The organism is uncultured Sutterella sp. (assembly GCF_937923675.1).
Lineage (GTDB): Bacteria > Pseudomonadota > Gammaproteobacteria > Burkholderiales > Burkholderiaceae_F > Sutterella.
Genome location: NZ_CALDXB010000098.1, coordinates 1 through 12366, shown reverse-complemented (window position 1 = coordinate 12366; position 12366 = coordinate 1). Strand labels below are relative to the sequence as shown.

General features: G+C 59.0%; 9 protein-coding genes. 4 read left to right on the top strand and 5 right to left on the bottom strand.

Features of this window, described 5'->3' with window-relative positions; all coding sequences use genetic code 11:
- Positions 1 to 456: 456 nt before the first annotated feature.
- From Q0106_RS11540 to Q0106_RS11520, 5 genes are all read right to left on the bottom strand, one after another.
- Positions 457 to 1596: a Wadjet anti-phage system protein JetD domain-containing protein gene (locus Q0106_RS11540; RefSeq protein ID WP_297613148.1), complete on the bottom strand. Its 1140-nt coding sequence runs from the start codon at positions 1594 to 1596 to the stop codon at positions 457 to 459.
- A gap of 232 nt (positions 1597 to 1828) precedes the next feature.
- On the bottom strand, positions 1829 to 5350 hold the full coding sequence (locus tag Q0106_RS11535; protein ID WP_297613146.1) for an ATP-binding protein: 3522 nt from the start codon (positions 5348 to 5350) through the stop codon (positions 1829 to 1831).
- Positions 5350 to 6210, bottom strand: a complete 861-nt coding sequence (locus Q0106_RS11530) for a DUF4194 domain-containing protein (protein WP_297613143.1) — start codon at positions 6208 to 6210, stop codon at positions 5350 to 5352. Before Q0106_RS11530 ends, Q0106_RS11535 begins: the two co-directional genes overlap by 1 nt.
- Before the next feature lie 55 nt (positions 6211 to 6265).
- A complete protein-coding gene (locus Q0106_RS11525) occupies positions 6266 to 7852 on the bottom strand; it encodes a DUF3375 domain-containing protein (protein WP_297613140.1) in 1587 nt (528 codons plus the stop codon).
- A gap of 27 nt (positions 7853 to 7879) precedes the next feature.
- On the bottom strand, positions 7880 to 8374 hold the full coding sequence (locus Q0106_RS11520; RefSeq protein WP_297613137.1) for a YbaK/EbsC family protein: 495 nt from the start codon (positions 8372 to 8374) through the stop codon (positions 7880 to 7882).
- A 251-nt stretch (positions 8375 to 8625) separates the two neighbouring features.
- Here Q0106_RS11520 and Q0106_RS11515 point away from each other — a divergent pair, with 251 nt between their 5' ends.
- The 4 genes from Q0106_RS11515 to Q0106_RS11500 all read left to right on the top strand — a co-directional run bounded on the left by Q0106_RS11515 (position 8626) and on the right by Q0106_RS11500 (position 12330).
- Positions 8626 to 9756, top strand: coding sequence for a glycerate kinase (locus Q0106_RS11515; protein WP_297613135.1), 1131 nt, complete (start codon positions 8626 to 8628; stop codon positions 9754 to 9756).
- Positions 9757 to 9969: 213 nt separating this feature from the next.
- On the top strand, positions 9970 to 11133 hold the full coding sequence (locus Q0106_RS11510) for an iron-containing alcohol dehydrogenase (protein ID WP_297613132.1): 1164 nt from the start codon (positions 9970 to 9972) through the stop codon (positions 11131 to 11133).
- Positions 11134 to 11299: 166 nt separating this feature from the next.
- Positions 11300 to 11887 (top strand): hypothetical protein, encoded by a 588-nt coding sequence (locus Q0106_RS11505; protein ID WP_297613130.1) that lies wholly within the window; start codon positions 11300 to 11302, stop codon positions 11885 to 11887.
- A gap of 212 nt (positions 11888 to 12099) precedes the next feature.
- Positions 12100 to 12330: a hypothetical protein gene (locus Q0106_RS11500; RefSeq protein WP_366139506.1), complete on the top strand. Its 231-nt coding sequence runs from the start codon at positions 12100 to 12102 to the stop codon at positions 12328 to 12330.
- Positions 12331 to 12366: the final 36 nt, after the last annotated feature.

The window sequence follows — 12366 nt, the reverse complement described above, 5'->3', positions numbered from 1 at the left end:
ACAGGAAGATTCATACGTACGCTAATTATATCAAAAATACGTATGAAATGCTGTCTTACACCTATATAGCAATAAAGCTGAAAATCAGGCTACATACGTACGCCGGTAGACCAATTTAGATGAATAAGTAGCGAGTTTTTTGATATACACCATATAAATCAATGGTTTATATGTTGCGCTTATGATAGGGAAGCTGCTGATTGTTTTGTACGTTTCTCACTAAAGGATCAAACGACATTAATTGTTCTTAATGCTTTTCATTTATACGATTGTCTTTTCTGTCGTTTAAAAACATCGTTAAATGAAAGGCTGCGAACGAATTGGTGTTTTTCTAATAGTGTCTTTATCTGCTATTGAAGAATTGGCTTAGATTTCACGGGGAATTATGTGCTGATGGCTGGAACGTTAGATAATCCTGCTCATTTCATAGGGAATATTCTCGGCAGGGTGATTCATTCATTTTGTATTGGCTGATATCAGAAGACTGCTGAATTCTCTATTGATGTCTGCAATTGGAATTCTCTCCTGCTCCAGCCTTCCTTTCGTCTCGCACAACATTTCCAGCAGCCTGAGTTCTCCTTCCGTCAGACATTCAGGCATTCTTTTCACCTGACTTGGCTCAGACACGGCCAGATGGCGATATTTCATGAATGTCTCCATATCCATCATGACGCTCTCCGTCTGGGAATAAATCTTTCTCAGATCGGAAAGGATTGCCAGGCCGTGGGTATCAAGGTCTCCGAAATAAAGTATCCGGCAATCCACAAGCCATTCTGCTTGATCGAGTGCCGAGACGCCGTATCCCATTCCGATCAATATCGGAATGTTGGGCGGAATATCAAGCGAAAGCCCCGTCTGTTCATTTTCAATGATGACGACCGTTTTCTTCAGCGGGGCAGAGGCCGCCAGTCGATCAAGCGTCAGCTGAACGACATCATTGGGGTTGCCTCCAGTCCAGAAGGATGCATGCCGCACGCGCACGAAGAGGGGCTTTCGCCTCAATCCGAGTGCCGAGAGGAAATCAACGCTCTCATTGAGCGGTTCTTTTCCGTCAAGTTCTTTAATCAATTGCCAGACGCCGGCAATGAGTGCCTGATGCTTTTCAAACCATTTGGTATCGACGCCTTCAACCGGAATTTCGCGAATGAAGAGTCCTGAATCCGGATGCGATAGGAGCCATTTGAGAAGCAGCGTGAAGCGCTTCAATTCATTCTCATTGAAATCCTTCAGCCAAAGCGCATTGGCATTCCGGAGAATGCGGATGAGGCGAAGAAGAGGGCGGCCGCTTTCCTTTTGAATTTCATCGTCCGTATCAAAAGTCCTGAAGGGAATTCCGAACTCCATTGCAATGGCTCTCACGCGATGGACCGCTGCTTTCCAGGCCTCGCCGTCAATGCCGTCAGGATTCAATGCATCGCAGAGATCGGCGGCTTCACGGACTTCCACCCACGAGGGAAGGTCAACCGCAATGCCTAGCTGACGCCACTGCGCCTTCTTCCAGCCGACGCTCCAGCCGTGCCGGGCTTCAATTCGCTTCCAGGATTGAATGAGCGCCTTCGTCTTCGTGAGATTGACTGCGCCTTCCTTTTCATTCATTCGTCCGAGTGACTTTTCGACGAGCGCGCTCCTGAGCGTCGGACTGAGAAGCCCGAAGCTCGCGTCATCGACGAGCCACTCCGGAAAAGAGCGTGAGAAGGCTCGTCTCAATGCGTCATCCATTTCCTCGGGCGTCTTGATTGACATGGCGATTGATCATCCGGAATGAATTGAGAACCTCCGGCAGGGAGCCTTCAGAGGGCTTGCCGGAGGTTCAAGGGAAGGAAAGCGGTCAGAAGAGACCTGGCAAAGGCTCAGGCTTCGCTTCTTCCTTCTTCTCTGACGAAGCCGCCTTCGGGGCAGCCCTGAGCGCCTTTGGGGCCGTTGTCTTCACTTCATTCTGCTGCGGAACGACGGGCGCGGCATTTTTGAAGTCAAGCCTTCCGGTCTTGTCGTCGTAGCTTACCGACAGGCCGCTCGAGTTCCTGCGGTCCTCCATGACGACGTAGAAGGCGCCGCCGATGTAGGGTTCGAGCGTCACGACGGACTTCTCAGGCGTCGCCACGATCATCTGGAAGCCGAAGCGGTTGAAGATGTTCATCGAAATGTCGGTGAACTCGCTGTCGGCCTTGTCGAAGGCTTCGTCGAGAATGACCGGCGCAAAGGCGGGGAGGCCGTTGTCGATGCTTCCCAACTGATAGCGAAGCGCCGCAGCAAGGCACGTGGTCGTAAGCTTCTGGCGCTGACCGCCCGACTTGCCGGACCCGGAGAAGTAGGTTTCAAGGATTTCGCCTTCGTCGTTCAATTCGCTCGCCGTGAAGGCGACGTGACGGCGGACGTCGAGCACGGTGAGACGCCAGAGTTCGGCCGGCTTTTCAGTCGTCTGCGCGGGATCGAGCTTCCTTACGAGCTCCGAAATGAGCTTGTAGCGCTTTTCGGCGTCGTCGTCCGTGAGCTCGCCTTCCCAGGCGCCCTGAATGAGTTCGCCCACCTGATGGCGGAAGTCCTCGACTTCCTTGATCTTCAGGTCCTTCACCTCGATTCTCAGGTGCGAGTCGCCTTCGGCCAAACGCGAGAAGGGCGCAGCGGCGAGCGATTCGTTCACGGTCTCCATGCGCTGGAGAATGTCCTGACGGGCCTGGCGCATCTCGAGGTTGAGGTCGGCAAAGTGCTGGAGCGACTGCGTTTCAAGAAGTTCGCGGAAGCGCTTCTCATGGCGCGGGAGTCCGTCCGTTTCAATGCGGTCGAGCTTTTTGAAGAAGTCGGGTGCGAATTCAATCTTCGAATCGAGCGATTCCTTTTCCTTCGGCCACCTGAAGAGGAAATTGTCAAAGCGCGACGTGACGCCGCCTTCGGCTGCAGTCTTCCGGTTCGTGCATTCGAGCTGGTCGTCGGCGATCTGGTCCTTCACCTTCGAATCGCGGGCGTTGAGGTTCCTGAGCGTCAGTTCGATTTTTCCGTTGTCGGTGGCGCGGCGGTCGATCGAGTCGAGTTCTTCCTTCCCCGGCGTCTTCGCATTCCCGTCCTTCACCATCCTTTCGAGCTGGCTGATCGCGTCGGCATGCCCCGAAATGCGCTCTTCGGCCGCCTTGATTTTCGATCTGGCAGTCTTTTCGTCGGAAGAAGCTTCGCTTCGCGCCTCGCGGAGCTTCGCCAACTGCGTCTCCGCATCGCGAAGCTCCACCTTGAGGCGCTCGAGATCGGGCGTCTTCTTCACGAATTCGTCGAGCTCGTCGTTTGCCGCCTGAAGTCTTTCTGCAGCGCTCTCGGCATCGATTTCGTCCCAGTCGGTATTGAGAAGCGCATTGGCGGCGGAAATCCGCTGCTGAGCTGCTTTCGCCTCCGTCTCGATTTTCCGGATTCTCTGCTGGAGCGCCGTAATTTCAGCGCCGAGCCTCTGGGCTTCCTTTTCAAAAAGCGCGAGCTTTTCCTGATTCGAGAAGCCCGTCACCCAGCGGCGGCGGTCGTCGACATCAATGCGGTCGTCCTTTTCATGGCGCTCTGCGTTGTGCTTTACCTGACCCGCGCGGGTCACGGCCTGGTCGGCGCGGCGGAATTCGTCGAGATTCTCCGCGCAGAGGTAGGAAAAGCGCTGCGCGCACTCGGCTGCCAACCACGCGTCCCAGCGTCCTTCCTTGAAGTCAAGCTTCGACGGGATGCTTCGCGGACGGAAGAAGCCGTCGAAGTCTCTCGCCTGATTCCGAACGCGGTAGTAGACGATGCGGCCTCTCAGGCGCTTCGTTTCAAGGAGCTCGGTAAAGGCAGGGTAGAGCTTTTCGTCGACGAGGATTGAGAGCGCGAAGTTGTGGAGCACGCGCTCGATCGCACCCTGCCAGCGGGACTCATCGGGCTTCACCTGAAGTAGTTCGCCCACAAAGGGAAGCTCTTCTTCTGAAACATTGAGGTCGGCCGCGAGCTCGGCGCGCAGATCCAGGTTCTTCGACGGAATATTGGACGGGCGCTCCCGCATCGAGTTGATTTCCTGGACCGTATCCTGAAAGACCTTCGAGCGGTCGCGCTCTTCGGAGACGAGGCCGTCGCGCTCGCGGGTGCGGGCCGTGCCGGCCCGGTCTTCCTCTTCAAGATAGAGGTGAAGAGCGTCGATGAAATTGAGCCACGCGTCGCTCGATTTGGGAAGATCCTTCTGAAGGGTCGAGGCATGACGAAGCGCCGATTTCTTGTGCGCCTCGGCGCGCGCGTACTCGGTTGTGAGCTGCCTCACGCGGGCTTCGAGCTGTTGAACCGAGAAGCCGCCCGATTCATTGAGGCGCGTACGGAGTTCGTCCGCTTTGGTCTGCCCCTCGTTTTCCTTCTGAACGGCGATCTGCAGCGTGCGCATTGCCTTCTCGAGCTCGCGCTGGAGTTTCGGGAGTTCAGCTTCCTCGAGGCGCTTTTCCGTCATCGGACGCCACCACTGAATGGCGTTCTTTTCAGATTCGAGGAATGCAATTTTCCCGATCAGCTCCTCGCGTTCGTCCCAGAGCTTTTTCGCTTCACGCAGAATGTCCCGCTGCTCCCTCGCTTCGACCACGGCCGAATGGGCGTCAGAAAGATCGTGAAACTCCGTCGTGAGCTTTTCGGCCATCGCGAACGTGCGCGGCTCCTCGAGCATAAAGTTCCTCAGGAACGTGTTGAGGTCTCCGAGGTTCTTTGCCGACTGGGCCTTTGCGAGGAGCTTCAAGGCCGTCTTGTCGCGGATCCCGAAGCGGTCGCAGAAGGCGTCGCTGTAAGCGTTGAAGGTCGTAAAGCTCGTGAAGGGCGGAAGCCGGTCCTTGAGCCATCGCCAGTCGAACTGGGATTTGGCGAAGCCCGTGAAGTCGTCCGCATTGAAGCTGTAGTTGCCGTCGATGATGAAGAACTGCTTGTTGACGGCGGCTTCCTCGTTCGAGCTCTTCCGGATGCAGGCAACCAGCAGCAGCGTCGTGTCGCCCGTGCGGCTTTCGCTGTCGAAAAACGTGAGCGCGGCCGCCGAAAAGGTCGCGCCCGGGCGCAGGTACTGCGTTTTTGCACGCGGCGACCCCGTGCCCTCGAGCTCTGCCTGGGTCGACCAGGCGCCGCGGATGTAGGTGAGGAGGTTGCGGTCGCCGCGCCTCTGCTCGCCCTCGCGGGCGGCGGCGTTGTAGGCGGGGTTGGGGAAGAGGAGCGTGATCATCGCGTCGAGGAGCGTCGATTTCCCCGAGCCCGAGGCGCCCACGAAGAGGAAGCCCTTTTCCGAAATGGGGATGTCGTGGATGTTGGAAAACGTGCCCCAGTTGAAGACCTGGAGACGCTTGATCCTCCACTGCACGAGGCCGCCGATAGTGTTTTCAAGCATCAGATCGTCTCCTCATCGCTTTCATCGTTTTCGTCCGCATCCGCGTCGGAGTCATCCTCATCGGCGCCGGCGCCGACGAGTGCGGATTCCTCGAGCGCAATTCCCGGGATTGCTCCCGTTCCGCTCTTCAGCAGTTCATAGCGCTTCATGATCTCTTCGGCTTCTTCAGGCGTTTTGGCGTCCTCGAGAATTCGCCTGAGATAGGCGTTCCTGAGTTCATCAATCGCCGCCGTGGGGAAGAGGAGCGGCAGGACGGGCGAAATTTCCATCGCGTCGCCCGACTTGAGCGTAAGGAGAATCCTTCGTTCCGTGAGGCGTTTGATGATCGCCTTGAAATGCTGCTGGAAGATGCGGTCGTTCGTGCCCGCGGACCGGTCGAAAAGCCGGAGCATTTCGGCAACGTCGGCGCGGGTGACCACGGCGCGTTCGCCGTTTGCGCGCGCACGCATGAGCTGGTCCCTCAGTTCAAGGAGCACCGCGGAATCGAGGAACCTCAGGCGCACGGTGTTGAGGAGCGACGGCGCATCATGGTCGCCGAGGTCGGGCTTGCGGCAGAAGGCGACGCCGAGCTCGTCGTCAACGAGGAGATCGAGATAGAGGTCTGAGAGCCGCGAGCGGATGATTTCCTCGCGGACCTTGAGTTCCTGCCAGAGTCGTTCGCTGCGGGAGCGCTCGAAGAAGGGGCCTTTCAGAAGGTGCACGAGCACCTGGCGCGTGAGCGCGGGGAGCGTTCCGGTGTCGCCCGCGTAAAGCTCGCGCTCGGCCGCTTCCGTGTCGCCCTCAAAGGCGCCTTCCTGAGGTTCCGCGGGTTCCGTTGATTCCTGCGATGCGGCCGGCATCTCAGCGGGATCTTTATCCATTTCTGTCACTTGACTTTCTCGGTTCGGTATTCAAATTCTGTGCTTGCGGTCTTCTCTAGCGCCAGCGGTGGGATTCGCGCATTTTTTCGACGCTCTCGAGCGTAAACCAATAGAGCGGAATCCGCGCATGGCGCTCGTTCTGAAGACGGTCCTTCCAGACGAGCGGCTCGTCGACGGCTGGGAGCTGAAGCGGCACCCGGAACTGCGGGTCCGACATGTCGGCTTCCGGGGCGTCCTTCTTCGTTTTGCCGCCGGAAAACCGCAGCGCCGGCATGCCGGGCCCTCCGGGTTCGCCGTAGCGGGTTGCGAGGGAGAGAAGGCCGACGACGGACCCGAGGGCCTGCTGATTGGCAAGCGACCGGTAGATGTCGCCGATCGACGCGCGCTCCGGGGCGCCGGGGGCCGTGAGCACGGACTCAACGGAGCGCATGAGCTGCGGGTAGTCGATTTCAGAGGCGAGGATGCGCTCGAAAATGGCAAATGCGTCCACCTCAGGCGCGGAGCCGAAGGCGATGTCGGATTCCATCCGCGTCTCTTCCGGGTCGTCGAGCGAATACTGGTCGATCGAGCGGATCACGGCCGAGGAGAGCGTTACTTCCATGAAGCCTTCCTTGATGCCGACGGTCTTCGAGAGATCGAGCGCAGCGCGCCGGGCGTCGCGGATGAGCGTGGTGAGGCGCCGCTCCTCCACATAGTCGCGCGAGCTCACGAAGTCGCGAAGCGACTTGGCAAGCTGCGTCATTACGGCGTGCGTGTGGCCCGCCCGGTCAAGGAGCATGCGCTGAAGGGTTGAGAGCCGCCGGCGCTCATCGCGCGTGAGCTTTCTATAAAACCCTCGCTGGGCGATGCGGGTGAGGGCGCTCTCGAGCTCAGCCGACGCCCGGTTGTCCATGAGGAGCCGGTAGAAGGCCGTGAAGGCGCGGCCGGCGTCGCTCTCGGAAATCCCGTCGACGCCCGCAAAGAAGCGGTCGAGAATCGAGCCGCGGGAGGCCGAGGATTTAAGGATCCGTTCGCGCAGATCCCTGTTGAGTCTCTCGAACTCCTCGCGCACGCGCCGGAAGTCGGCCTCGAGCTCGGAGACGAGGTCGAAGATCTCGCTCACGCGGTCGAGCGCCGCCTGCTCGGAAATGGAGGGGCTTCTCCCCGCTTCAATGGCGGCGATTTCCTCGTCGATGCGCGCTTTTTCGGCCTTGAGCTGCGCGATGCGGCCGGCCTTGGAGCGGTCTGAATCCGCGGCGAGGCGCTCGATCGCGTGCGTCACCATCTCGAGCCGGCTCTCGGTCGGGCCCGTGCGCTTCGTCTGAAAGCGCGAGAGCGTGCGGATGGCTTCCTGCCCGGCGCTCGTGAGTTCGTAGGTCTCTTCGCTCCGTCCTTCGGCAAGGCGGCAGACGAGATAGCCTTCCTTCACCCAGCGGCTCGCAAGCGCCCGCGCTTCATCGCGCGAGATCGTTTCCTGTGCGCCTTCGGCATAGGCGTGAATGAGGCGCTCGAGGAAGACGGAGGCAGGGAGCTCCCGTTCGTTGTCAAAAAGGAGCGTCTGCAGAATGGCAATCGACTGCGGGCCCGTATCGGCGGCAAGCAGCCGCCAGATGGGGCTCTGCCTGAGCTCGCGGTAGTTTTCTATCAGCGTGCGGATGGACATGCTTCTGGAATGGAATCGAAAGGGAGCTTATTGAGCGTCTGACGGAGGAACCGGTGCAGCGGGCTTTGTGACGTCAATCCACGCGCATTTGCCAACGGCTTTTTCGAGTTCCGCCGGAGCGAGCTCAACGCCGCTCGCCTCGTCGCCGCAGGCGGGCCAGACGGTTTCGTAGGCTTTGAGCGACTCATCGAGATACACGGGAACGCCCGGTTTGATGCCGAACGGACAGACGCCTCCCGGCGCATGGCCGACCAACGACTCGACGAGGTCCCTTGAAATAAAGTGGGGCGTCGCATGAAAGAGGCGCTTGAATTTGCGCCCGTCAAGCTTCATGTCTCCGGCCGCCACGATGAGAAGGGGCCCTTCGGGCCCTGCAATCGCCATCGTTTTGGCAATGCGCGCCGGGATGATTCCGATTTCGCGGGCGGCGAGCTCGACAGTGGCGCTCGAGCCGGAAAAGCGGTTGATGCGGTCCGCAAAGCCCCGGTCTTTGAGCCAGAGGGCGGCAGCTTCAAAAGACAATTTTGAGCACTCCGGAAGAGGAAATTCTTAAAATCTTTATTCTAGCGATACAGGTCTGGATCTTCATGACCGGGAAGCGTCATCGGCGCCGCAGAATGGGATGACGCGTTTCGAGCGACTTTTCCTGCCTTCTTAAGATCAGGACCCGATCCGCGCTATCATGCTCATCCTCTTCCCGGGCGCCGGACGGTCCTTTCGTTTCGATTTCCCCTGGAAGACATTTTCAATTGCCCAATATCGAAGGTTTCCCCGTGAAAATTCTCATCCTTCCCGACAGCTTCAAGGGTTCGCTCACCTCGAGCCAGGCAGCCGCGCAGATTGAGAGCGCCGCCAGGAAAGTGTTTCCCGAAGCGCAGATTGAGTCCTTCCCCATCGCCGACGGCGGGGAAGGGACGCTCGAGATGGTGCAGAAGGCCGCGGGCGGCGCATTCCTTCCGATTGAAGTCATGGGTCCCTGCGGGCAGCGCGTGCGTTCGCGCTACCTTTCGATCGGCGACACGGCCGTCGTGGAGCTCGCCGAAGCCGCCGGGCTCGGTCTCCGTCTACCCGGCTTCAGCCCCATGAAGACCACGACGATCGGCGTGGGTCAGATCATCGCGGAGGCGCTCCATGTCGGACACCGCCGCATCGTGATCGCTCTCGGCGGGAGCGCCACGACGGACTGCGGCTGCGGCATGGCGGCCGCCCTCGGGACTCAGTTCCTTGATGAAGCCGGCAGACCCTTCCTTCCCACGGGCGCAACGCTTTCCATGGTCCGGGGCATTCGCTTGAACGGCTTCTTCTTCGGCAAAAATGCCCCGCGCATCGAAGCGCTCTGCGACGTCGACAATCCCCTCTATGGACCCCAGGGCGCGGCCTGCGTCTTCGGGCCCCAGAAGGGCGCGACGCCCGACGAAGTCAAGGTTCTCGATGCCGGGCTTAAGAACATTGCCGACCTTTTCCAGAAGCGCGCGGCTAAGCTCAATACCCTGAAGGGTGCGGGCGCAGCGGGCGGCACCGGTGCAGGCGTGGCGGCCTTCCTCAACGGCCGGCTCCTTTCCGGCATCGACGCGCTCCTTGACCTCATGAAGTTTGAGGAAGCGGCGAAGACGGCGGATCTCATCATCACGGGCGAGGGCGCCGTCGACACGCAGACAAAGGGCGGGAAGGTTGCGGCAGGCATTGCCCGTCGTGCGGCCGGAAAGCCCGTGGTGCTCTTTACGGGCGCCAATATGCTCGGCGAAAAGGATCTCGGGGCGCTCTACGAGCTCGGCATCACCGCCGTTCTTCCCATCCTTCAGAAGCCTTCGACGCTCGGTGAAGCCATGGCCGACGCCAAAACGAATCTCCATCTTGCGGCGCTCAACTTCTTCCGCACGCAGAAGATTTTCGGAGCCCGCTGAAGCGCCTTGAAGCTTTCAGTCTGAATTTGAAAGAGACGGCCGCCTGCTTCTTCATCCCAGGCAAGAGGATGAAGAACAGGCGGTTTTCTTTTCCCGGATTTTGAGAAGATAAGGCAATTCACGGGCAGAATCGGGATATTCGGGTAATCCCTCTATCCCTAGAATTTCCGTCAGTTCCTTCCAACAGGAATTGATTTTGGAGACCCAATAAAAATGCAGGATTTTGATCTTTATCTCCCGACCCACATTGTTTTCGGCAAGGGCCGCGTCAATGAGTTAGGAAAGCTTGTCGCCGGGAAGGGCGAGCGCGTTCTCATCACTTACGGCGGCGGGAGCGTCGTGAAGAGCGGCCTTCTTGACGCCGTGAAGGCGCAGCTTACGGGGCTCACTGTTTTTGAGTTCGGCGGCATCGAACCCAACCCGAAGATCGGGACGCTCAGGAAAGCAATTGAACTCTGCCGCCGCGAAAAGATCGACTTTATCGTGGCGGTGGGCGGCGGAAGCGTCATCGACGGCACGAAGTGCATTTCGGCCGGAACCTTCTATGAAGGCGACGCATGGGACCTCATGTACGACTCCTCGAAGATCGGCCGCACGCTTCCCTTCTACGCCGTGCTGACGCTTGCCGCAACCGGGAGCGAATACGACAATTCGGGCGTCATCTCGAACCCGGATACGGACGAGAAGCTCTTCCTCGCAGCGCCTAACCTTTTCCCCGTCGCGTCCATCATGGATCCGACCTATACCTTCACTGTTCCGGCGTGGCACACCGCAGCGGGCGCGGCGGACATCATGTCCCATACGTTCGAGCAGTATTTCGTGAAGGAAGGGAACGAGCTCACCGACGGCATGTGCGAGGCGATGCTGCGCACCGTGATCAAATACGCGCCCGAAGCGATCCGCCATCCCGACGACTATGAGGCGAGAGCCCAGCTCATGATGGCGAGCTCCTTCGGCTGCTGCGGCATTCTCTCGATCGGCCGTTCCGGCTCCGCCTGGCCCTGCCACGGGATTGAGCATGAGATCTCGGCCTACACGGACATCACGCACGGCGCGGGCCTCGCCATCATTACCCCGCACTGGATGCGCTGGACCCTCACGCCCGAGACCGCTCCCCGCTTTGCTCAGTACGGCGTGCGCGTCTGGGGGCTTGATCCGGCGGCCGACCCCATGGAGACCGCGAAGAAGGCGATTGATCTGACGGCTGACTTCTTCAAGTCGATCGGTCTTCCCGCAAAGCTCTCCGACCTCCATGTGACGGACGAACACTTCGAAGCCATGGCCGACCATGTGCTCAAGCACTGGTTCCCGCTTGAAGGCGCCTTCCGTCCGCTCGACAAGGAAGGCATTCTCGCCATCCTCCGCGCGTCGCTCTGATCTCCTGAGCTTCTTCTGAGGCATTCGAGCCCGCTGGCGACAGTCTTCTTTCAGATGGATGACTGCCTGCCGGCGGGCTTTTGGTTTTGAAGAGGCGGTGTTATAGTCGCTGTCAATAACGAGAATCAATTGCATTCAATCTGCAGCTCAAAGAGGCAAAGGCTCCATGCCGCTCATTCAAATTCCGCTCAACGATGTCTTCCGATGCTTTAACGACGGGGGCCTCGTGCTTTTCGGTGCAGGCTCCGCGGGCAAGTTCGACGTGATGCCCTGCGGCTGGTGCGCGCCCTGGGGGCTCGACCGGGTGCTCTTCACGGCCAGCTCCAACCACTGCACCCGGGAGCTCGCGGAAGCCTCGGATCGCTTTCTCCTCGCAACACCCACTGCCGGGATGGCGGAGACCGTCTTCAGACTCGGCACAACGACGATGCACGAGGATCCGGAGAAGCTTTCTCATGCAGGCCTCGGATTTCTTCCCGGCGAGAGGGAGCTGCCTTTCCCAGCCGGCTGCAGCGCCTGGGTGATTTTGCGGCGCGTCAAGGAGGGGCTTCCTAAGTTCCCCAATGCGCTTCTCTTTGGAGTCGCCGAAGAGGCATGGGTGGATGGGGCCCTTTGGCGCGAGGGAAGGCCGTTGCCGGAAGAGGATCTTCCGCTCGAGAAGCGCCGTCTTCGTTATGAAGCGGGCGGCGCGTGGTATGCCTCAAAGGGCCGCGAGAGGGTGCTTCAGGGCGCTCAGGGCGGCAGAACAGGCTGATCTCATGGAATTTTTGGAGCCTTCTGCTTACAGGCTGGAAGGCTTGAATATTACGGCTTCATTACTATGCTTAACGAGCATACCAAGATATAAAATATAAGTATTAGCTATTTTCATGAGGGTTCCTTAAACTTCTTTCTCAAAACGGAAGAGCCCGGCGATTCAATGGCGCCGCGGCTCGCAAACGATCTCTCTTTCGAGAAGGAATCATCATGAAGAAAGCATTGGCTGCCGGTCTTGCAGTAGGGATTGCCGCGGTAAGTTCTGTCTCTGCTGCCGCGACTGCTGACGGAAGCGCTGCAGCAGGCGATTCCGGCCTCAGGCTCGCAACGACCTGGGACAAGACCTTCGCTCAGAGCGACAAGGTCGAGCACCGCAAGATCACCTTCAGAAACCGCTACGGCATTACGCTGGCCGCGGACCTCTATAGGGGGCTTCCATAAATTCGGAAAGCCAGTTTTTCCACTTCGCCGACAGTA

What these genes read in the sequence shown, in the direction of transcription:
- Q0106_RS11540 (WP_297613148.1), bottom strand. Translation starts at nt 1,596, where the DNA reads ATGAATGAAAAGGAAGGCGCAGTCAATCTCACGAAGACGAAGGCGCTC.
- Q0106_RS11535 (WP_297613146.1), bottom strand. Translation starts at nt 5,350, where the DNA reads ATGCTTGAAAACACTATCGGCGGCCTCGTGCAGTGGAGGATCAAGCGT.
- Q0106_RS11530 (WP_297613143.1), bottom strand. Translation starts at nt 6,210, where the DNA reads ATGGATAAAGATCCCGCTGAGATGCCGGCCGCATCGCAGGAATCAACG.
- Q0106_RS11525 (WP_297613140.1), bottom strand. Translation starts at nt 7,852, where the DNA reads ATGTCCATCCGCACGCTGATAGAAAACTACCGCGAGCTCAGGCAGAGC.
- Q0106_RS11510 (WP_297613132.1), top strand. Translation starts at nt 9,970, where the DNA reads ATGCAGGATTTTGATCTTTATCTCCCGACCCACATTGTTTTCGGCAAG.
- Q0106_RS11505 (WP_297613130.1), top strand. Translation starts at nt 11,300, where the DNA reads ATGCCGCTCATTCAAATTCCGCTCAACGATGTCTTCCGATGCTTTAAC.
- Q0106_RS11500 (WP_366139506.1), top strand. Translation starts at nt 12,100, where the DNA reads ATGAAGAAAGCATTGGCTGCCGGTCTTGCAGTAGGGATTGCCGCGGTA.